A 20,972-nucleotide genomic window follows, 5' to 3' on the forward strand; every position below is an offset into this window, starting at 1 on the left:
ATACCTATCATTTGATGTTCTTATGCAAGAATATGATTCTTTCTATTTCTTCAAACCCATTTTTCTTATAAAATTCTTCCGCAGATATCCCTCTATCTGTGAGAAGTGTAATGTTCCTTATATTACTGCTATGAAGCTCTTCTATTAAATGATTTAACATCGCTCTTCCAATGCCCTTATTTTGAGATTGTGTTTTCACACACATTTCATTAATAAAAAACTCATCCCCGCTCCACCATACTCTATTCACACCCAAAATAAAGCCGAGAATTTCTTCGTTTTCTACCGCTAAAACGCCTAAAAATCCGGGTGTCTCATAAAAACTCAGTAAATATTTTTCAGCCTTTGTAAATATCCACTCATCATTCCAAGGCGCATCATTGAATACTTCCATAAATGTTTCCGTACACTTAATTAAGTCCTTTTTTTCTAATCGTTTAAATTCCAAGGTACATTCTCCTTATCGCTGAATGGATGATTAAAACCACCTTAGTCGTTTATATATGGATTATTCTACCACATAATATTCCTTATCCGGCTAACAGACCCCGAATCGGTGTTGGAGATGATCGTATAAACCAAAAAGAGATAGTTTCGGGAACTATCTCTTTTTTTATAGGATCATGGCCCAAATTCAATCTGACCTGTGAACAGCATGATTATAATAATAACCCAATAAATAAAAAAAGATGATGACAGGATTAACCCGATAATCGGGAGCGTATTTTTTTCCCGTTTCTTTACGATCCCTACAATAGAAATGATCATACCTAAACCAGTAAGGAAAAATGTTAGATAATCACCAATCAAACTACCAATATTCGCTATTCTTGTGGGCGTGATAAAAACTATAAAAAAACAAATCATTCCTAAAACAATTGAAGTTATACTAATGACCCCATGCTTCTTTTGATAAGTCACTTCTTTGAGTTCCAAGTAAACTGCTCCTTTCTTAGATACTTCTTTATGAAGAGCGCAACAATTCAATCCACCCGATCGATATTTAGTGACTTTACTCCATCAAAATATAAACCTCCTACCATAACGCCTGGTATTCACTCTTACTCTCTTTTTTCCTTTTCAAGCAGCTCGATGACTTTATCAAGTTTTTGTTCTATGGCTTTAGAATTGCGAGATTTTCTAACGAGGTTCCGGATAAAAAAGTAAACGGCAAAAATCATGCCAAACAGTACGATAAACATAATGAGTTGAAATAGTATATCACCGACATTAACATTCAAAATAAATCCACCTTTTCCTTTTTTATCAATCATACCATATACCAGATTGTAGTTGTCTTAGGATTGATGGGGGCATTTCATCGATGTATGTATAATATTTTCGCCATGACCTCCATTGCTTCCGAGGACGTTCCTTTTCGTTCCTTCTATATAATAAAGGGCGCACGGAAAATCCGTACGCCCTGTTTATTATTCACTTTGGTTGAGCTATCGGAAATGTTTTTTTCAAAAAGTGATACAGGCCATCTTCTCGATAGGAATACTCGGTCACTTCATCCGCCTGTTCCTTTACCGATTCGAGCGCATTTTTCATGGCGACACAGTGGCCGGAGAGTTTGAATAGAGGAAGGTCATTTTCTCCGTCTCCTACGGCCAGAATATCGTCCGGAGAGAGACCAAAGTGATCAAGCAAGACTTGAACCGCTGTTGCTTTGGATACACCGTCCACGGTCACTTCCACATTGTGATGTGTGGAGGAAGCCGTTGTAAAGGCCGTTATCTTCTTGAACTGTTCGAGTTCTGTGATCCAGTCTTTGATTGCCTTCATCTCTTTACTGAAAAAATAAATCTTGGCTACACTTAATTCCTCGAGCTGATCGACCCAGTTGATTTTGCTCTCGACGGCGACTTTTCTGGACAACCATTCGTTTTCATCAACCGTCTCCGGTTTTGCCCCCGTCATTTGTTCGACCGTATAGTCTTTATCTTTTTGTAAGGCCATTCTAACGCCATCATTTGGATGGACTTCGTAAAATATCTTTCTCTCTGCTGCTTTATGAATCATGTCATCTACAAGTTCGGAAGGTAGTGCATGTTCAAAAATCTTCTCCGTTCCAATAAAGGCGGACATACCATTGGCCGTTACCATCCCATCGACGATCAAATCCTCTGGCAGAACATCTCTTAATTCTTTTACCGTTCTTCCTGTTGCAATGAACACCTTCATTCCACTATTCCTAAGTTCGATTAAGTAGTTTTTCAGCGTATCGTTCACCGTATTCACTTCATTCAATGTCGTGCCATCCATATCGAGCACGATTGCTTTGTATCCCATGTTTCCACCCCGTCCATGCGAATTTCGTAACAAAAATGCCAACAGCCCATGATCTGTGAGATTGTAGGCTGTTGGCGAATCTATCTATTTTTCTAGTAGATTAAGAAAATCCTAACAGTTTCAAAATACTTAGTATTAATAGACCTACCACACCGAAATCTGAGTCACCGAATGTCGTGCCTTCAAATCCTATGTCACCTAATAATACCAGTAAAATGGCTGGTAAGAAACTAATGATGAGTCCATTTGCAAAAGATCCCAGCATAGCCCCGCGACGACCACCCGTCGCATTTCCAAAGACACCAGCAGCTGCTCCGGTGAAGAAATGTGGCACAAGTCCCGGAACAATAACCTTCAAGCCTAATATCGGCAACAGGAACATCGATAAGATTCCCGCGATGAAACTAAATAAAAAGCCGATAATTACTGCGTTTGGAGCAAAAGGAAAAATCGTAGGGCAATCTAGTGCAGGCTTCGTATTGGGCGCAATTTTATCTGCAATCCCTTTGAAGGCTGGCACGATCTCAGCAATCAACATCCGCACCCCAGCTAGAATGATATATACACCAGCTGCAAATGTAATGGCTTGAATAAACGAAAATACAAGGAAGTTGGAACCACCAGAAAGCGTCGATTCAATATAATCTTGTCCAGCAAACAGGGCGACAATCAAAAAGAAAATCGTCATTGTCAGCGATACAGCAACGGATGTATCTCGTAAAAACCCTAAAGATTTAGGGACCTTAATTTGTTCCGTTGTCTTTTCCTTGTTTCCGAACCATTTCCCAATCGTAGCGGAAACGAAATATCCGATTGTCCCAAAGTGACCGATCGCAAAATCATCACTTCCGGTAATCTTTCTTACATAAGGCTGCAGAATGGCAGGAAACACGACCATACATAGCCCTAATAAAATGGAGCCGGTAAGGATAAGCGGGAATCCGTTCATGCCGCCAACCGACAAAGCGACAGCTAGTAGACAGGCCATGAACAGCGTATGGTGACCCGTTAAAAAGATATATTTTAATGGAGTAAAGCGAGCTAATAAAATATTCACAATCATACCGAACACCATAATCAGGGCCGTCGATGTCCCAAAATCACTTTGTGCAGCCGCTACAATGGCTTCGTTATTCGGAATGACACCCTCTACATGAAACGCCTGGTCGAACATTTGACTAAATATGTTAAGGGCACCTGTAAGGACGGCTGCTCCTGCTCCAATGATAATGAACCCCATAACCGTTTTCAGCGTACCTGACACGACATCGGCACTGGACTTTCTCTGTAACAGTAAGCCAATCAGAGCGAATAACCCCACGAGTATGGAAGGTGTGCCTAAAATATCGTTCATAATGATATCCAACATAGTCTATTCCCCTTTTACCGAGCTTTAGTTAGACAAGTGATTCCAATTTGGATGTAATTTCAGGAATGCTCATCATATTTTCCAATGTAACAATCGTACGGGTTCCATCATCCAGTTGGCCGACAATATCTGCTGCCCCTAGGAATATATCCGCTTGGACCGATTTAGCGGATGTGAGATCCGTATGGTCTACCTCAGCCGTTTTCCCCATTTGTGTTAAAGCCTTTTTCACATTCATCTCCATAATGAAACTACTGCCCAATCCATTTCCGCAAACTACCATGATTTTCTTCATTCTGTTTCCTCCTTAGAATATGTATGTACGTAATCCATAAGTATGGATGGATCCGTTGTCTCTAAAATCGCTTCAATATTAGCTCGTTCATTCAGTAATTGAGTCAGCTGAATTAATGCCCGTAAATGTGAATCGTTATCTACCGCAGCCAAAACAATGATCAACCTAACGGGTTTATCGGGTGCAAATTCCACCGGTTCATCCAATTTCAATAGACTCATAGATAATGAGCGAACACCTTGCTCAGGACGTGCATGAGGGATGGCCACGTCAGGCGTGATCACCACATAGGGACCATTCGTTTCGATTCCTTCAATCATTGCATCCACATATCTCTCTTCGACTGTTCCTAAATCAACAAGAGGCTGGGCTGCAACTCGAATCGCTTCTCTCCACTCTGTAACACGCGGCAGGATTTGAATCGTTTGTAGGTTGAGTAGTTCATCTAACACTGGTTTCTCCGCCTCCTTTAAGGAATATTTATTGACCTTGGGTGCATCTATGTACATCAGGGATTCAAGGGCCTTTTCAAGTTGATCAGGTTCATGGATGGTTGCATATTTTGAAATGACTTTTAACAGAGCGGAACCATCAACATTTTGTGTCGTATACCCATACAATTCCTGCATGACTTGCAGGCGCAGCTTATGTTTGTCCTGCCTTTCCAAAATGGGCGGTACGACAAATAACGGAACTTTGGTTCTCATATGTACCGTTGAAAAAACGAGATCGTACGCTAATGGATACTCGGACGCATTCCGAACAGATAATACATCCAAAAACAATATATCCGGAAATAATTCCTTCAATGTGTAGATGAGAATATTGCTGATGCCAATCCCATTCGGACAAACAACGATGGCTCTTTTGCGGTCATCCAAAGTAGTCCCTTGTCTACGCAACCAGCCTCCAAAATAAATCGTAAAGTATGCCACTTCCTCTTCAGGTACCGGACGCCCAATCTCTTTCTCTAGTATCCCTAAAGATTTATTGGTCAGGTGATGCAGTTCAGGATAGACCTTTTGGACCTTTTCCGTCATCGGATTCATGGATGAAAGCCCGTATCTTAGACGATGATAAGCCGGTTTAAAATGAACGTACAATTGCTGGCATAGCTGGTCTTTATCATGTAAATGAACAAAGGCCAATTTTTCGAACTCTTTTACAATCTCCTGCAAAAGCGTTTCGATCACTTCATCCTCCTTGAGCGGGGATATATCCTTTGTCCGGTTCATGCTTAGCAGATGGAGGGTTACATATAAATTTTCCGTTTCGCTCCAAACCGATTGGAACGCATCGGTTTTCGTCATTTGCTCAACCGCTTTAAATTCATCTGTTGTCACAAAAGGTAACCAACTCTGATTGACTTGCAATTCTTCCCCTTTTCCAATGAGCTGATCTGTACATAGAAATAAATAGGTCAATTCATGCAGCCGCTCATCCGTAAAGGTGATCCCCAATTCACGTTCAATCTGCTCCAGCTGATACCGGATGGATTGAATGTTTGGTTGTTGATCTCCCCAAATACACTCAATAATCAGATTATTATCCGGGCGATTAAGGACATCATGTACCAGTTGTTCAATCATGTATCGCTTGACTCTGCTTTCTCCCTTAATCACATAACCATCTTGCTTGGAGTAGTGAATCTTAAGGTTCACTTCTTGCGCTTTCTCCTTGAGCTGCTTCAGGTCCTTTAATACGGTATTACGTGATAGCCCCGTGATTGATTGAAAATGATAGACAGATAACGCTTCAGGACTAAGCAAAATCATGAGATAGAACAATTTCTCTCTATCTGTCTCAGAAAATACATAATTGCGTTTGGTTAGTTTTACGTTCAATTCTTCCTCTTGAACTTTGTCAGGAAGGGAATATCCTAATTCTTTTTGATAGAGAATGGCTGGATACCCGTGATAGTGAAGCCAATCATTCACTTTGCCAAAAGCATATTGAATTTGTCTTCTCGTCAGACCAGTTTGCTCTTCAATATCTTTCATTTTTGAAATGGGTGAATGCTGTAATATTTTTATTAGGTTTGCGCTTCTTTCATCTAAAAACATTGGCTCTCCCTCTCCCTAATTCCACGATACCTTACTTTTCATTTGATATATATGGTTTCTCAGTCCGATTATTGTCCACACACCTGCACAAAAATATATTGTACAAATGATGTGCACCTTGGTTTTTGAATCAGTGTACCATATCTCATTCCTTTTTTAGGAACAAAAATAAAACCTCGATCCTGAGGGAGGCTCGTTTCCTATTTTCGCTATATCACTTGTTCGTTAATGAAGGTATGCTTCATTACCTGTACTCTCTTTATTTCCTCAAGTTGACATATCGAGAAATCTAGATATATAATTACGTCCATGAATCCTATTGATGTATTCAAGGCGTTATCTAACGAAACAAGGCTTCACATCCTTAAGTGGTTAAAGGAACCAGAGAAGCACTTTCCAAAACAAGGCGCTCACCTACCAAAGGAGGTAAGTTATAAAGGTGGAGTATGTGTTGGGGATATTCAAGAAAAAGCCAAAGTTTCTCAATCTACGGTTTCTAGCTACTTAAACATGATGCAAAAAGCTGGGCTACTTGAATCGATTCGTCATGGACAATGGACTTACTATAGGCGCAATGAAAAATTCATTCAACAATTAGCTAAGTATTTTAGAACAGAGATCTAATTTATCTTGATTTCTGTTTTCCACTATTTATATCTATTTTTCTAGATATATAAATATATGAAAAAGGAGAAACTCTCTATGCGCTTTATATCTTATATACTAGCTCTGTTGGCTGGAGCAGCACTTAGCTTTGAAGGAGCTATCTATGCTGAATTGGGAAAAACAATTGGACAAATAGAAACAAGTTTTTATAACTTCTTCATGGGCTCCATTATCATGGGGCTATTGTGGCTGTTTTTTGGAAAAGGAAGGATTTCCTATACAATTGAAGCACCTAAATGGTCATTACTTGGTGGTGTCCTGGGTGTTGTTTATTTAACCTCCATTGTTATAAGTGTCCCATACGTCGGTGTTGGCATTACAATGGTTGCTGTCATCATCGGACAATTAGTGATGAGTATGGTCATTGAACATTTTGGGTGGCTAGGCAGTACAAAAACTAGAATTAATAAAGAAAAGATTCTGGCAGTTATTTCAATGATTATTGCACTTATATTAATCAACTAGGAGGTACACAATTATGGGGTTATTCATGATTTTATTTACATTTTTAGGCGGCATCACATTAAGCGCTCAATCATCTATAAATGGCACATTTAGTCGAAAAGCCGGAACCATTGAAACAACATTTTTGACCTTTCTCACTGGAACCATGTTTCTTACGATTTTCATCATGTTTTTTGGCAGGGGAAATGTGCTTGGCCTTCTAGAAGCACCGAAATGGCAGTTGAGTGCAGCATTTTTAGGCACCATGTATTTACTTCTGACTGTCATGGCCGTTCCTAGAATTGGGGTTATCGCAACCAATATTGCCGGAATAACCGGTCAACTTGTAATTGGCGTAATCATTGATCATTTTGGATGGTTCAATAGCTTAGTCATACAATTAGATATGAAACGTGTCTTCGCATTACTATTTATGATCATTTCCCTTTATTTTATCTATAAAGGGAATAAACGCTCGAGAGAAGAGGCAAAAACAGCCTATTGATAGTCATACAGCAATGCAATGATAGCAGCCAAATTGTTTATAGGCATGGTGTTAGGTGCTGCAATAGGTCTCATAAAAAAGTTTTTAACTTGTACTATAAAGAAGATCACTTGTTTTTTATTAAGAAAACAAATGATCTTCTTCATTTTTATTCTTGTTTAAAGTAATATCTAGATGGTTAAATGAATTTATCTATTCCATATATGATAACTAAAGCAAATACTAAGTAAGTAAGAGTAATTACATATTGTTTGGAAGGTTTTAGGTACTTCCACTCCAGAAATGATTGAAAACCAATTAATACGTTCAAGAAAAGAATCCAATACCACTGAAGGATATTTTCGTACTCTAGTACCATGGGAAGTGCACATATAAAAATGAATAGGATGATACCTCTTCCCCATCGTTCAAGATTCTTACCCGGAGTTTCCGATATGCTTTCTTTCTTTTCTACACCAAGCCATTTCGTTAGATATTTATTTATAAAGTAGGCACCAATAAAAACAAGGAAGAAAACTGCTAAAAATGAAACGAAGAATCTCATAAACACAACCCAATCCACTTAATCTATATATAATAGCTTCAAAATATGCAATCATTTTATTGATCTATGTACCGCCATTATCACCATTGCCCCCACACTACAAGCAGGCTATAAAAGTTTTGCCATATAGTACTCATTATAAGATTTCCCTTCTATGACAAGTGAGTTTCTTTTTGTTCCTTCTATATCAAATCCAAACTTCTTGTATAGAGCAATACCAGCCTCATTTTGAATGACTGTTGTTAATTCCAATCGCGAAATATCGTGATGTGAAGCCCACTTAATCACATTTTGGAACAAACTTTTACCTACTCCTTTTCCTCTATACTCCTTTAAGATGCCGATAACAAGATAAGCGGAGTGATTTGTTCTCTTCACGCTACCGCCCATGGCCATCAAATAACCAATCAATTTCCCTTGGTCTTCTCCCACAAAAATGGTTGAATTTTGTTGTTGCTTAATCACTTCTAATTGCTTTCGTAGTTGTTCAGGTGTCGCTTTTCTTTCTCCTGGTTCCATTAGCATAAATTCAGATGTATGTTCAACATCTTTTACTAGATTGATAAAGTCCCCGGCATCATCGACCCTTATTTCCCTTATTACCATACTAATCTCCTTTCATTTCCTCATACCTGTTAGTTGTAGAAAAAACACATCATTTTCTAGCTCAATTAAGACAACCCTCATTTTACCATTTTTCACGAATTATATATCCTTCGAAGGCAAAGATGTTCATTCAATCGTACATAACAAAAAAACCATAAAAATTTATGGTTTCTGTATCTTTGCATCAACATATTTGGCTTGTAAGATACAAAAATAGCTGTCGATCTGTTGTCGACAGCCTGTTCATCTTAAAAAAGGAATCCAAAAACTTCTTTAATCATTACAATTAAAACGTACGTTAAACCAATGAGAGTCAAAATGGACCACACGATACTACCCAAAAGTTTTATAAGTCTAAAAATTGATTGTTTAAGTTCTACTTTCAACTCATTTTCCATTGTCATTCATTCAAAATGCTGCCTAATAATCCAAAAGATAGGGTAGAGTTAGAATAACCAACGCACTATTAAAATCAAACCTAATATGGCACCGGTAAAGTACATTACTTTTTCCTCAACTTCGTTTATTGATTTTAAGAGTATTACAACCTTTTCAAAAAAACTTTGCATATCTCTTACCCAACTATTACAGGCTTTTATCTTTTGATGCATTTTATCCCCTTTTTTCTTATTTTATATAAAAGAATTATACTACGATAGTAAGGATTTTTATAGAGAAAATACCAAAATACTACTCATATAGCAATTGAAAATTTAAAAAATCACTATAACGAACCTTATAAAACTTTTCCAAAAAAATATATAGTCGTAAAATTTATACTTTCATCAAAAAAAATCGGCAACATCCATCAGTGGATGTTGCCGATTACCATATCTATTTATTTCTTATCAACAACAAGATAAGGCTGTAATTGGAATGGTTTTGGTGCGATGTTGCGGTCATTCCATTGGCCAAACCAACGCTCTAATGGATAGAAGTAATAGCCATCTTGCGCGTGATCAGATGTATCATACGGGTCAGCGAAGATCAGTGTATCATCGCCAATGCCTGGTGTGCCGTTATTGTCATATCCGATAATCGATTGCCAATGGCCATCCCAGTCGCCCCATTCAACCATGATTGGACGATCGTTCTTCAAATGATTCGTCAGCCATTTCACGAAATAGCTATCTTTCGCATCTTCTACAAAAGCTTCTGTCGTTTCACTGTTTTCCGAAGCATACAGGCTGTTCCACGTGAAGGTTGCTGGCAGGTTGCCTACGTTATTTTCAGTGACTTCTTTACTAGCTTGAATTAAGTCTGCGTCATTGTATTCCTCGCGATAGCTTGATTCGACAACTTCAAAACCTTCTAAGTTCTTGAAGAAGTCATAGAGTTGAGAAACATTCGAACCATATTCCGGGAAATTATTCGCGGTTCCTGGTAACGCATCTTTAACATCTAAGTCCGTCATCGACTTCATTTGCTTCGCAATATCCATCTCAGTTAAATCCGTGTACCCAAAATGATTCGCGACCATTAAAGCCGTAGCAGGTCCACAAGACCATTCCGTGGTTTGTTGCATCGTTTGATAGTTTTCAATCAGAACTAACCGATCATCTGATTTCATATGAAAGAAATCAGGTGCTTTATAGTAACGAGAATCCGCATGGTCTCCCGCAGATGCATAGGCATCCGCTCCACCCGTTTTATCGTAATCTTTTCCTTTGATGGTAGCTGCAGCATCCGTTTCAGCTGACACTTTTGTATCTACTTCCTTCGTAACTTCTGTTTCCTTTGAGTCCGTGTCTTCTGAGCACGCCGATAATAATAGCATGGAGGATGCTAAAGCTGCCGTTAGAATTCTTTTCATGTGTCCCCACCCTTTTCCTGTTTTTTTCACAAGATTTGATTATAGTGGATGGAATTGTCATCGTCAAGGAGTTTACTAGTTAACTAAATTCTCGCACAATCAAGAGCCTTGCTACACGTTATGGTAGCAAGGCTCTTTTTTCATTTAATTAGCTTACTTTTCTAGTTTGACCCTTTGGAGACGCAATGCGTTCAAGACAACCGATACTGAACTGAATGCCATAGCAGCGCCTGCTACCCACGGTGCTAGAAGCCCCAATGCTGCAATCGGAATCCCAATCACGTTGTAGGCGAATGCCCAGAACAGATTCTGTTTAATATTGCGCATCGTTTTGCGACTCATGAGTATGGCATCCGCTATACTGTTCAAGTCCCCCCGAATCAATGTAATGTCGGCGGCTTCCATGGCCACATCCGTACCGGTTCCTATTGCCATGCCAATATCCGCTATGGCAAGGGCGGGTGCGTCATTGATGCCATCCCCGACCATGGCCACCTTCTTCCCTTGTTGTTGCAGCTTCTTCACTTCTTCCGCTTTCCCTTCAGGAAGCACTTCGGCAATGACGGCGTCAACGCCTACCTCTTTACCAATCGCCTGTGCGGTGCGCTCGTTATCGCCTGTCATCATCATGACTGTGATTCCCATACCTTGTAAGCGTGATATAGCTTCTTTGGATGTTTCCTTAATGGTATCGGCCACGGCCACTAGGCCTGCATACTGTCCGTTAATGGCCGCTAACATGGCTGTTTTCCCATCAGCTTCCAGTTTCTCCATCGTTGGAAGGATCGGTTGAATATCGATACCGTATTGTTTCATTAGTTTTCGCGTGCCAACGATGACACCTTGGCCTGAAACCGTTGCCTGTACCCCATGACCCGGAATCGCTTCAAAGAATTGGACATCGCCGAGTTCGATGCCTTTATCCTGAATGCCTTGCACGATTGCTTCTGCCAAGGGATGTTCAGATTGCTTTTCCGCAGCCCCAATCCAGGATAGGAACTTCTCCTCATCCTGACCAGTTGCCACATGAACATCCGTTAATACAGGTTTACCATGTGTGACGGTCCCTGTTTTATCCACAACCACTGTATCGATGCCTTGTGTCTGTTCTAAATGCTCGCCACCTTTGAACAAAATGCCGAATTCAGCTGCACGACCTGAACCTGCCATGATGGAAGTTGGCGTGGCTAATCCTAGAGCACATGGACAGGCAATCACAAGAACGGCAATCAACACTTCAAGTCCAGCCGTGAAATTCCCCGGATCCACCAGGATCAACCAGGCTAAGAACGTAAGAATGGCAATGCCGATGACAATCGGTACGAACACGCCTGAAATCTTATCTGCCAATCGTTGGATCGGCGCTTTTGTACCTTGCGCATCTTCTACTACCTTAATGATTTGGGCTAATGCCGTATCCCGGCCAACTTTTGTCGTTTTCATTTTAATGAAGCCATTTTTGTTGAGGGTGGAGCCATAAAGCAGGTCACCACTAGCCTTATCCACCGGCAGGCTTTCACCTGTTAGCATCGATTCGTCGACAGCCGTCGTTCCTTCGATTACCTCTCCATCGACTGGGATCTTCTCACCCGGTTTCACCAGGATAATATCACCCATCATCACTTCTTCTAGCGGGATTTCTTGTTCCACACCTTCTCGAATGACCATGGCTGTTTTCGCTTGAAGCCCCATTAATTTCTTGATGGCCTCGGATGACCGGCCTTTTGCTTTTGCCTCGAATAATTTACCTAAAAGGATAAGGGTAATTAACACGGCACTTGTTTCAAAATATAGATGCGGACCATGATGCGCGCCCATTGTAACGATGGCTTGGTATACACTGTAAAAATAAGCCGCTGACGTACCCATCACCACGAGTACATCCATATTGGCACTACCGTTACGAAGTGATTTATAAGCACCTACATAAAACTGTTTACCGATGATAAATTGGACAGGCGTTGCAAAGACCATTTGAACCCAGGGATTCATTAAAACATCCGGTACATATAGAAAGGATGTAAAAGAAAAGTGCCCAAACATTGTCCATAGTAAAGGCAAGGAAAGAATGGCAGAAATGATGAATTTCAGTTTCTGCTCTTTAATGGCCTTTTCACGATAATCCACTTGTTCTTTTCCGTCTTGCTTTTGATGGGCACCATACCCAAGCTTTTCTACCTTTGCAATGATGTCCGCAGCCGTCACTTCAGATGGATTGAATTCTACCGTCGTTTTTTCAAGCGCTAAATTGACGTTGGCAAATGATACACCATCCATTTTATTTAGTCCCTTTTCAATCCGTGTCGCACACGCTGCACACGTCATTCCCGTGATGGCGAATTCCGTTTTTTGCTTCACGACTCCAAACCCAAGCGCTTCAATCTTCTTTTCAAAGTCTTCTTCACTCAGTTTGGAAGGATCGTATGTTATCGTGGACTTTTCAAGGGCTAAATTGACGGAGGCTTGTTCGACCCCATCCATTTTATTCAACCCTTTTTCAATCCGGTTCGCACACGCTGCACACGTCATCCCTGAAATTTGAAGATTGGATTCTTTCGCTGCTTTATCCTTAGATGCGGTTGCCATCTCATTCACCTCCACTATACCCAATAGGGGTATATTCTTTCGAAAGATGAAGAGTACCAGTGAGGCACTCTTCATCTTTTCATTATGGTACCCAAAATCATTCTACTTCGTAGCCTTGATCATCAATGGTTTCTTTGATGGTATCCAGGGTTACTTTTTCCTTATCATACGATACAGTAACTTGACCAGCTTCTAGCTGAACTTTTACTTGATCGACACCTTCCAATTTTCCTACACTACCTTCCACTGCTTTTACACAATGTCCGCAAGACATCCCGCTTACTTGTAACGTTACATTTTCCATAGTATCTACTCCTTATTTTTTCATTAGTCTTTGGATCGTCACGAGGACTTCATCGAGTACTTCCAAGTCCCCTTCTTGAATACGATCTACCACACATTCTTTCATATGCGTTTCAAGAAGCAGCTTGGCCACACCATTTAAGGCGGATTGCGCAGCAGCTATCTGAGTAATCACGTCGTCACAGTATGTGTCTTTTTCGATTAACCCTTTTATGCCGCGAATTTGGCCTTCTACACGATTCAGTCTTGTAACAAGATTTTTCTTTGTTGACTCGGAATGATGGCTTTTCCGCTCAGTTGTACTCGAACAACAAGTATCTGTTTCTTTATTCAGGTCGAATTCCATTTGTCGCCCCCTCACTCATATACCCCTATACCCTATATCAAAACCATATCATACCCCTCCGCCCTATGTAAAGTTGGATGACATTTTACGAAAAAAAGCCAACGGAACTAAGTTGGCTTTTCATCAATCAAGCATCATTATTCTTCAAAGCTAGGTCCATCGATAGGGAGCGTTACTTGCTTTTTACAGGTCAAAAGATAAACGAACGAAAGACATAAGGAAACCGAGGCGACCATAAATACAACGACGATGCTGTATCGCTGGCCCAGCATGCCCATCAAGAGAGTGGATATCGCGAAAGTTAGCATGATGAAAGAACTTTGGACGGCATACACCTTAGCCAAAAGCCTTTCCCTGACTACACATTGGATGATCGTATGAATGGAAATCATCCGCAGTTCTTCGAATAGACCATAAGTGCCAATGAACAAAAGGGCAAGGAAGGGATTCACATTCACTCCAAATAAAAGGGTCAGCAGAAAGACCATGAACCCTCCACCCAACAGCACCTTCTGGATATTCTTATGAATGAAGGCGGACCGTCTATATGCAAGTATGCCCGCCAGAAATAATCCTAGTAATAAAGAGGCGTTGATATAGCCCCACCACTCCGTTCCTACTCCCAGGCGTTTATCTATAAACGGATAAAGGATCGAGGATACCCAGACCGGGCTAGCGATCGAACCAAAAAACAGAGTGAAGTGTAGGGCACGCAGCCTCTTATCTCCTGCGATCAACCTCCACCCTTCAAACAGGGAATCCCTTTTGCTTTCCTTCCCTTCACGTTCAGATCGTTGTTGTTCGTTTACTCTAACGAATGCCAGCAAGCAAGTGGATAGCCCATACAAACAGCACGTTAACAGGAACAGTCCGCGAGCCTGCAAAAGTGCCGCCAAAATGCCACCTGCAGCCCATCCTCCCATCTGAATGAATGTCTGGATAGAAGACATGAGGCTATTTGCTTTTAATAAGGACTCTTCCGGAACAAGCTGAGGAATCAAGGCACTACTCGCTGGATTAGCGAACCCATCCAAAAACATGATGAAGAAAATAAGGATATACACCACTTCCATTGAGTCTTTCGAGAAAAGCGATGATACATATAGGGTTAGCACAAGTAAGAGACATGTTTTAACGAACTGGGAATGAAATAAAATCTTTTTCAACGGGTATCGATCGATGAGCAGTGGTGCTACTAAACCTCCTACAAACCCACCAAGCATATTTATGACAGGAACCAACGAAACATAAAATAACGAATGGGTGACAGCGTAAACACTTGTTATCAGCGCAACAATATAAAAAACATCCCCAGCATTCGCTAACGATTGTCCTGCCACCAACACAGTAAATGATTTATTCTTCAATGCAAACAACCCCTCTTTATTCATTTTTCTAAGAGAATAAAGAGGTATTTACATGCGTTTCACTCCTTTGCAACCGGTTAGATTTACTTCATTTCACTTTGGATTGGAATCGATATTGAATACTAAGAAATCTAATAAGAAAGAGAGGGGTGTTTGCATTTTTATGATGGAAATATATGTATGAATATAACATGAAAATGTCTTGTTTAGAAGATGAAAATCCTAGGTTCTACAAGAAAAAAGAGATGCGAAAGCAACTCCCTTTTTGGAGTAAAGCACCCTTAGTTGAAGAAGTTTGAAGCCCAAAGAAAGAATTACTTGATCATCTTAATAAAGTATTTTGGTGATTCAGAATAGCCTTGGCGGGAATAAAATCGATGTGCATCGATTCTTCTTGAATGACAATGAACCTCCAGTCTGTCACAGTTTCGCTTCTTAGCTAACTCAGTACAAAACTCTTCAATCTCTTGTCCAATTCCCTTACCCCTATTTGTTGAATCTACTGCAAAATAACTGATTCTAGCAAAATCCCCTATTAACGCTATTTGGGGTATATAATGCATGGAAATAAAAGCAATGACTCTTTCATTATCCTCATACACCAGTAATTCCTCATCAGGATGTGTGATGAGTCTTTCTATTTTATCTTTAATGAAGGTCTCGGTATCTAAATAATCCAACTGGCCTAGTAAATCCGATATTGCCTTCCAATCTTGTATATTTGCTATTCTAATCCCCACTTACCTTCACTCCCTAGGAAAAATTTATATAGTATATTCATCATCGTTATTGATACAGATAGGTAAGGGTTTGAAGTTATCGCTCCCTTTTCCCCCTGTTCACACCGTACGCGAAGCTTTCACTTCATACGGCGTTCCAACTAATCCAATTCATTCAATTCTATGTATTGTTAGATTTGACTTTGCTTTCTTCCGAAATCAAATTGCTTGATTATGACATTGTAACCGAAGTTCATTAAGTTTTTCCATTTGCTTTTTAGATAGCTTTAAGACCTTTATTATTGCTTTTATCTTGTCATCATCTTTCAAGTGTACAAGTCTATGGACTTTTTCATGAAGAACCACAAGGTTTAAATATGAATCATCTTTTGAAAGGTGATACGGATTTTTATGATGGCAGTGCCAATCATTTTTACCAAGTTCCATTCCAGAGATGGCACACTTACCGTATTGAGCGATGAATTTACTTATTCGATTGTCATTGTATTCAATTGATCGATTTGGAATAAAACTTTTCATGATAGATGATAAGAAGGTTTTATTTATAGCTTTTAGACTTTTGTGTATCTTGTTTCTACCTTCGGCAGTATAGTTACACGTATCCTGAGAAAAGCATAAATTTGTTTTATGTCTTTGGGCATGAATCGGTACAAATACCATGTTTTGTACCTTGTACAATTTGCACTTATAAACTTTATACCTCTTTTGTAAAGTTTTGGTCATATCATGAAAATTTGCGTCTGTTCTTAGGCATTTTAAGCGATTATACATCACTTTGCGCAAATAAGAGTTTAACTCATTAAGATTTATTGTAATTCTAGTGGCTGCTGAATAGTAATTTTGTATCCCCATAACTACGGTATTGAAATTCCAAACGGTTTCATTACTAGGACTTTTTTGAATGGCTTTGATAGCTTCTTTAATTTTGTTAGAGGCATTTACTTTTGCCTTCTTAGACATATTGGATTTCGCTACATAACCGAACCTTGTCTTTCCTTTTCTTACTGCTTTGGTAGAAAAGCCAAGAAACTCGGAAGAGTTATTCTTTAGGTTAATTACCTTTGATTTCTCTTCACTCGTATCAAGGTGTAGTCTGGTTTTCAAGAAATCTTTGATGGCATAGTTCATTCTAATTGCTTGTGAGCGCGTACGGCATAAGACCTTGAAGTCGTCCGCATAACGGACGATAAAGCATTCCTTTAATCTGGACTTTTTAAGTGCTTGATATTTAATTCCGTTGGTCTTATATTTAAAATCGCTTTCAAACGTTTCCCACTGATTACTTACCCACCAATCAAGTTCATTTAAAACAATATTTGATAATAACGGAGATAAAATGCCACCTTGCGGTGTCCCCATGGTTGGTATACCTTCACCATGTATTTCAGCTCTTAAAAGTTTGGAAATAATGGCTATCAATGATTTATCTTTAATTCCAAAAGACCAAATTTGTTTTAAAAGTTTACTATGGTTAACGTTGTCAAAGAAGCCCTTAATATCGACATCAATACAGTGATGTAGACCAGATTGATTTATCAGAAACTCAAACCTTGCTTTCGCATGGTGAGTATTTCTATTGGGTCGGAATCCATAACTGTGTCTATGAAATTTCGCTTCACAAATAGGCTCTAATACTTGTAAGATACACTGCTGAAAGATTCTATCCCAGATAGTTGGAATTCCTAGTGGTCTTAGTTTTCCATTTGACTTTTCAATAAAGACACGTTTTACTGCTTGTGGTTCATACCAATTAAACATATCTTGAACCTTAACTATTACATCTTCCACTGATAAATGAGCTATATCTTTAATTGTTAATTTATCTGTTCCTGCCGTTTTACTACCCGTATTTCTTTTTATATTTCGGTAGGCAAGACGTATGTTTTCTTTAGAACTCATCAATTCTATTAATCCATAAAACTTATCACCATCGACACTTCGAGCATAAAGAGAATCGAAAAACTCTTGTAGATTATAATACTCGTTGTGTCTCAGTTTCTTCCGTTTCAATAAGTCGGTACTCCTTTCGGAGTTAAACCTCTTTTAGTCTCACGAGAACCTTATTAATCGATAAAGATCTGCCTTACATGGTTGAATGATTCTTCATTAGTCTAGTGGCTATCCCTCCATGTGGATTAGACATTTCATTGGTACTGTGCCACCACTTTCACTGATACAAAACAAAGTTATACAATAACTATTGTCATTATTGCTTTCCCTTCACCGTTTCATCGGGAGTAAGCCCTCCACGTTATCAGCTTACAACGTTGAATTATATCTATTATAGAATGAACTTAGGTGCTTCCTCTAAGCCTGTTAACTCTCATACGCCTGTGACGTATCATGGATTTTCATATTAGTTAGTCTTACTCATCCACAGTTAACCTCACAATTTGGTGATATACACATTTCTATGTATTGCAGGTCTAGACCCGTACATTCAGAAGTTTGTCAGCTTAACCTTTTTGTTATAGGTTTATTCGCATACTCACCATATTCATTCAACTCAAGCATCATGATTTACACCACCCCATCGGGTAGGCTTTCGTCAGCTAAATTACACTGTTACGGTAAATTCTTACGCCTTTTCACCGAGCTTTTAACACTGTCATTCTTACTAAATCAAATGCTAATCGACTAAGAGAGAACCCTTCCGAGCGTTACCTCTTCATTTGATTCTTCGATATAATCCTTCAGTTCCGAAAGGAACTGTCTAGCCTTTACCTGAGTAATGTGACCATCCTCAATTTAAGCTAAAAACATTTCGCACAACTACCCTGCCCCATTAGCTCATAAGAAAAAAGAGCTGCGAAAGCAACTCCCTTTATGGTTTCAATCCTCCCACGCATAATCTGAATTAAATTCTTCCGGCTCTATATCTGCTTTTTTATAGGTATCAGGTTTTTCATTCGGCAACGTGACCGTTATTTCGGTATGACCTTTATTCAATTCTAGTGTCAGAAAAGATGTCTTGTTTGATTTCTTGTTAAATAGTATGCCGGTTAGTTTTGATCCGGTAGATTCCGCTAACTGGAAATGCTTTATCGTCTTATCTTTCCCCGTTTTAGTGAATTTTTCTACTATGTATTTGGATCTATTCTTCCCATCGTAACCATCACTTTTGATCAGTATATAAGATTCATCGTTCATCCAGCCACCATATATATGATACTTGGGTGCTTCGTACGAGGGTACATCCTCTTTTTGTGTTGAATCTTGTACCTCTGTTTTCTGCTCTACATCTACCTTTTCATTTTTCATGGCTTGTTCGATATCGCATGCAGCAAGACTCCCTATAACCAGAAGGCCTACGGAGATTTTTTTGAAAGAAAGCAAAGGCCTGACCTCCTAAAAGATGAACGTAAAATTTCGATTCTTCATAATAAATCCGCCCATTAGAGTTTTACATCAACTTATTTCCTTATGGTTTCTTTCATCATTTTGAAGATGAATCTTTTTAAGTGTTGTGTTTATATTATTCAAAGCAATAAGAATAATCCCCAACATCACAAAGGTTACTATTTCCCCTGTAAACCAAGATACTATGCCTAAAATTACAGCATAAAGAATGTATAACCAGTTACTCATATTCAATATCCTCCTACCTCTATATAAATGAACCTAACTAATTTTACCATATATATTTGGATGAATTTCTTTATTAGTTAATAAAAGGAATTAGTAGCCTTCTTGGCCAATCTTCTTAGCCATCTACTGAACTACCACGAATCGAAACATAGTAAAAAGCAATGAGGGAGTTCCCTCATTGCTCCGTTTCTTTACCCTAATGTTTGTTTTGTCATCATGACTTCTTGGCTTATTAATTTCTTTTGCTTGTTGATTCGATACCAGCCCATCACAACAGCTATGATCGATATAGAGCAAGAAATAGCAAGAACATAACTTCCATTGAGTTTTAAGAGAAATACACCAGCAATGAAAACCCCTATGGGTTGTGCCAATGTCGCTCCAGCTGTCAGAAAACCCATGGCACTGCCCATGATGTTTTGGGGAATAGCCTGCTGCAATTCAGTTTGGAAGATTATTGTGACGGGAGCCGCTAAAAGTCCGAATACTCCAAACAACACAATACTCATGATAGTGGAATCCACTACAAAACCGGCAATCGTGCCCACGACTCCAGATAAAACATACAATACGATCGACATTTCAAAATTCATTTGTTTGATTTTATACGTAATGGTTGCTCCCAGGAGAGTCCCGATCCCAATGGCTGTAAAGCAGAGTCCCAAAGCCGCTGAACCATTCACCTTAATTTCCGAGTATAAAGTGGGGAGTAAGACATCCATGATCATAACGAATGCCATATTCGTAAACACCGCTGCCGTGATAGCCGAAAAGATCCACTTCTGTCTTTTTAAAATCGAGAATGTTACCTTAATTGGTGTTTGTATACGATTGGTATCTTGATTATTGGCATCTTTCAGTACCGCCCTGTACCTAAGAATCACATAGCAAACAACAGATAGAAGAATCAGGATGATCGACGTTAGCATTGCAACCGTAAATCCCCCTATTACCAAAAGACCACCAGCAATTGCCGTACCTAATAAGTTTGCGATTTGGGTGATGGCCGTTATGACACTATTGACCGATTTTAATTCTTCTGGCGGAGTTAACAATGGGATTAACGTTCTTTCAAGCGGTGTTAATATGGCGGAGGCCACACCCATGAAAAGAAGAACCAGGCAATAAATCCAGTAACCGAAGCCACTTGGTACTACTTCCATTAGTCCAATCGCGAATAATGCACATAACGTGAATAAATGCCAAACGCTAGCCCATAACCCTAAGGAGATTTTATTGAACCTATCAATGAGTATGCCGCTTAACACTGCCAATAATATCCCGGGTATATAACGAAATGCCATTAATGAACTAAACACCAAGGGCGAATGGGTGATGTTAATAAAGAACCAAGCTAACGTGAGGAAGACAATACTGGATTGTAAAGATTGTATGCCAAGAGCCACAATAATGAGGTGTATGTTTCGCTTCACTCTTTTTCT

The 20,972-nt window shown here is 39.4% G+C and carries 23 protein-coding genes; 3 read left to right on the forward strand and 20 right to left on the reverse strand.

From position 1 onward, the window contains the following. Positions 1-7: 7 nt before the first annotated feature. The 7 genes from ACQKL0_RS10565 to ACQKL0_RS10595 form a co-directional block, all read right to left on the reverse strand. Positions 8-448: a GNAT family N-acetyltransferase gene (locus ACQKL0_RS10565; RefSeq protein WP_427687430.1), complete on the reverse strand. Its 441-nt coding sequence runs from the start codon at positions 446-448 to the stop codon at positions 8-10. A 173-nt stretch (positions 449-621) separates the two neighbouring features. Beyond that, a complete protein-coding gene (locus ACQKL0_RS10570) occupies positions 622-867 on the reverse strand; it encodes a hypothetical protein (protein WP_427687846.1) in 246 nt (81 codons plus the stop codon). Positions 868-1,061: 194 nt separating this feature from the next. Beyond that, complete coding sequence (locus ACQKL0_RS10575; protein WP_427687432.1) at positions 1,062-1,241, reverse strand: DUF4083 domain-containing protein; 180 nt, start codon at positions 1,239-1,241, stop codon at positions 1,062-1,064. A 193-nt stretch (positions 1,242-1,434) separates the two neighbouring features. Then, positions 1,435-2,295: an HAD family hydrolase gene (locus ACQKL0_RS10580; protein WP_427687434.1), complete on the reverse strand. Its 861-nt coding sequence runs from the start codon at positions 2,293-2,295 to the stop codon at positions 1,435-1,437. A gap of 100 nt (positions 2,296-2,395) precedes the next feature. Continuing rightward, positions 2,396-3,664, reverse strand: a complete 1,269-nt coding sequence (locus tag ACQKL0_RS10585; protein ID WP_427687436.1) for a PTS ascorbate transporter subunit IIC — start codon at positions 3,662-3,664, stop codon at positions 2,396-2,398. Positions 3,665-3,692: 28 nt separating this feature from the next. Continuing rightward, the gene (locus tag ACQKL0_RS10590; protein ID WP_402957611.1) at positions 3,693-3,959 is read right to left on the reverse strand and encodes a PTS sugar transporter subunit IIB; all 267 of its coding nucleotides are present in this window, start codon (positions 3,957-3,959) and stop codon (positions 3,693-3,695) included. After that, the gene (locus tag ACQKL0_RS10595; RefSeq protein ID WP_427687438.1) at positions 3,956-6,022 is read right to left on the reverse strand and encodes a BglG family transcription antiterminator; all 2,067 of its coding nucleotides are present in this window, start codon (positions 6,020-6,022) and stop codon (positions 3,956-3,958) included. The genes ACQKL0_RS10590 and ACQKL0_RS10595 overlap by 4 nt, the downstream gene beginning before the upstream one ends. Before the next feature lie 309 nt (positions 6,023-6,331). Between ACQKL0_RS10595 and ACQKL0_RS10600 the strand changes: the two genes are divergently transcribed. The 3 genes from ACQKL0_RS10600 to ACQKL0_RS10610 all read left to right on the forward strand — a co-directional run bounded on the left by ACQKL0_RS10600 (position 6,332) and on the right by ACQKL0_RS10610 (position 7,637). Next, entirely contained in the window at positions 6,332-6,646 is a 315-nt protein-coding gene (locus tag ACQKL0_RS10600) for an ArsR/SmtB family transcription factor (protein ID WP_427687440.1), read from the forward strand. Positions 6,647-6,724: 78 nt separating this feature from the next. After that, positions 6,725-7,153, forward strand: coding sequence for a DMT family transporter (locus tag ACQKL0_RS10605; RefSeq protein ID WP_427687442.1), 429 nt, complete (start codon positions 6,725-6,727; stop codon positions 7,151-7,153). Positions 7,154-7,166: 13 nt separating this feature from the next. Next, positions 7,167-7,637, forward strand: a complete 471-nt coding sequence (locus ACQKL0_RS10610) for a DMT family transporter (protein WP_427687444.1) — start codon at positions 7,167-7,169, stop codon at positions 7,635-7,637. 178 nt (positions 7,638-7,815) lie between these two features. Here the strand turns inward: ACQKL0_RS10610 and ACQKL0_RS10615 are convergent, their stop codons facing one another. From ACQKL0_RS10615 to ACQKL0_RS10675, 13 genes are all read right to left on the reverse strand, one after another. Beyond that, positions 7,816-8,181 (reverse strand): DUF4181 domain-containing protein, encoded by a 366-nt coding sequence (locus tag ACQKL0_RS10615; protein WP_427687847.1) that lies wholly within the window; start codon positions 8,179-8,181, stop codon positions 7,816-7,818. A gap of 108 nt (positions 8,182-8,289) precedes the next feature. Further along, the gene (locus ACQKL0_RS10620; RefSeq protein WP_427687446.1) at positions 8,290-8,787 is read right to left on the reverse strand and encodes an N-acetyltransferase family protein; all 498 of its coding nucleotides are present in this window, start codon (positions 8,785-8,787) and stop codon (positions 8,290-8,292) included. Between the two features lie 446 nt (positions 8,788-9,233). Next, a complete protein-coding gene (locus ACQKL0_RS10625) occupies positions 9,234-9,398 on the reverse strand; it encodes a hypothetical protein (protein WP_427687447.1) in 165 nt (54 codons plus the stop codon). 227 nt (positions 9,399-9,625) lie between these two features. Beyond that, complete coding sequence (locus tag ACQKL0_RS10630) at positions 9,626-10,600, reverse strand: C39 family peptidase (protein ID WP_427687449.1); 975 nt, start codon at positions 10,598-10,600, stop codon at positions 9,626-9,628. Positions 10,601-10,753: 153 nt separating this feature from the next. Next, the gene (locus tag ACQKL0_RS10635; RefSeq protein WP_427687451.1) at positions 10,754-13,186 is read right to left on the reverse strand and encodes a heavy metal translocating P-type ATPase; all 2,433 of its coding nucleotides are present in this window, start codon (positions 13,184-13,186) and stop codon (positions 10,754-10,756) included. Between the two features lie 97 nt (positions 13,187-13,283). After that, on the reverse strand, positions 13,284-13,490 hold the full coding sequence (gene copZ / locus ACQKL0_RS10640; RefSeq protein ID WP_402873508.1) for a copper chaperone CopZ: 207 nt from the start codon (positions 13,488-13,490) through the stop codon (positions 13,284-13,286). A gap of 12 nt (positions 13,491-13,502) precedes the next feature. After that, entirely contained in the window at positions 13,503-13,835 is a 333-nt protein-coding gene (locus tag ACQKL0_RS10645) for a metal-sensitive transcriptional regulator (RefSeq protein ID WP_427687453.1), read from the reverse strand. Positions 13,836-13,972: 137 nt separating this feature from the next. Then, on the reverse strand, positions 13,973-15,202 hold the full coding sequence (locus ACQKL0_RS10650; protein WP_427687455.1) for an MFS transporter: 1,230 nt from the start codon (positions 15,200-15,202) through the stop codon (positions 13,973-13,975). Between the two features lie 314 nt (positions 15,203-15,516). Next, on the reverse strand, positions 15,517-15,942 hold the full coding sequence (locus tag ACQKL0_RS10655; RefSeq protein ID WP_427687457.1) for a GNAT family N-acetyltransferase: 426 nt from the start codon (positions 15,940-15,942) through the stop codon (positions 15,517-15,519). 198 nt (positions 15,943-16,140) lie between these two features. After that, complete coding sequence (gene ltrA / locus ACQKL0_RS10660; protein WP_427687459.1) at positions 16,141-17,952, reverse strand: group II intron reverse transcriptase/maturase; 1,812 nt, start codon at positions 17,950-17,952, stop codon at positions 16,141-16,143. 822 nt (positions 17,953-18,774) lie between these two features. Next, the gene (locus ACQKL0_RS10665; protein WP_427687461.1) at positions 18,775-19,278 is read right to left on the reverse strand and encodes a hypothetical protein; all 504 of its coding nucleotides are present in this window, start codon (positions 19,276-19,278) and stop codon (positions 18,775-18,777) included. 72 nt (positions 19,279-19,350) lie between these two features. Further along, entirely contained in the window at positions 19,351-19,530 is a 180-nt protein-coding gene (locus ACQKL0_RS10670; protein WP_427687463.1) for a hypothetical protein, read from the reverse strand. 191 nt (positions 19,531-19,721) lie between these two features. Then, positions 19,722-20,963, reverse strand: a complete 1,242-nt coding sequence (locus ACQKL0_RS10675; protein ID WP_427687464.1) for an MFS transporter — start codon at positions 20,961-20,963, stop codon at positions 19,722-19,724. Between the last annotated feature and the right edge of the window lie 9 nt (positions 20,964-20,972).

It is taken from the genome of Peribacillus sp. NPDC097264, from assembly GCF_050277925.1.
Classification (GTDB): Bacteria; Bacillota; Bacilli; order Bacillales; family DSM-1321; genus Peribacillus.

Bases quoted from the DNA above. Each gene is read 5' to 3' on its own strand.
- ACQKL0_RS10625 (WP_427687447.1), bottom strand. From the start codon at position 9,398: ATGCATCAAAAGATAAAAGCCTGTAATAGTTGGGTAAGAGATATGCAA.
- ACQKL0_RS10590 (WP_402957611.1), bottom strand. From the start codon at position 3,959: ATGAAGAAAATCATGGTAGTTTGCGGAAATGGATTGGGCAGTAGTTTC.
- ACQKL0_RS10645 (WP_427687453.1), bottom strand. From the start codon at position 13,835: ATGGAATTCGACCTGAATAAAGAAACAGATACTTGTTGTTCGAGTACA.
- ACQKL0_RS10670 (WP_427687463.1), bottom strand. From the start codon at position 19,530: ATGAGTAACTGGTTATACATTCTTTATGCTGTAATTTTAGGCATAGTA.
- ACQKL0_RS10570 (WP_427687846.1), bottom strand. From the start codon at position 867: ATGATTTGTTTTTTTATAGTTTTTATCACGCCCACAAGAATAGCGAAT.
- ACQKL0_RS10580 (WP_427687434.1), bottom strand. From the start codon at position 2,295: ATGGGATACAAAGCAATCGTGCTCGATATGGATGGCACGACATTGAAT.
- ACQKL0_RS10610 (WP_427687444.1), top strand. From the start codon at position 7,167: ATGGGGTTATTCATGATTTTATTTACATTTTTAGGCGGCATCACATTA.
- ACQKL0_RS10615 (WP_427687847.1), bottom strand. From the start codon at position 8,181: ATGAGATTCTTCGTTTCATTTTTAGCAGTTTTCTTCCTTGTTTTTATT.
- ACQKL0_RS10635 (WP_427687451.1), bottom strand. From the start codon at position 13,186: ATGGCAACCGCATCTAAGGATAAAGCAGCGAAAGAATCCAATCTTCAA.
- ACQKL0_RS10620 (WP_427687446.1), bottom strand. From the start codon at position 8,787: ATGGTAATAAGGGAAATAAGGGTCGATGATGCCGGGGACTTTATCAAT.
- ACQKL0_RS10630 (WP_427687449.1), bottom strand. From the start codon at position 10,600: ATGAAAAGAATTCTAACGGCAGCTTTAGCATCCTCCATGCTATTATTA.
- copZ (WP_402873508.1), bottom strand. From the start codon at position 13,490: ATGGAAAATGTAACGTTACAAGTAAGCGGGATGTCTTGCGGACATTGT.
- ACQKL0_RS10600 (WP_427687440.1), top strand. From the start codon at position 6,332: ATGAATCCTATTGATGTATTCAAGGCGTTATCTAACGAAACAAGGCTT.
- ACQKL0_RS10605 (WP_427687442.1), top strand. From the start codon at position 6,725: ATGCGCTTTATATCTTATATACTAGCTCTGTTGGCTGGAGCAGCACTT.
- ACQKL0_RS10595 (WP_427687438.1), bottom strand. From the start codon at position 6,022: ATGTTTTTAGATGAAAGAAGCGCAAACCTAATAAAAATATTACAGCAT.
- ACQKL0_RS10585 (WP_427687436.1), bottom strand. From the start codon at position 3,664: ATGTTGGATATCATTATGAACGATATTTTAGGCACACCTTCCATACTC.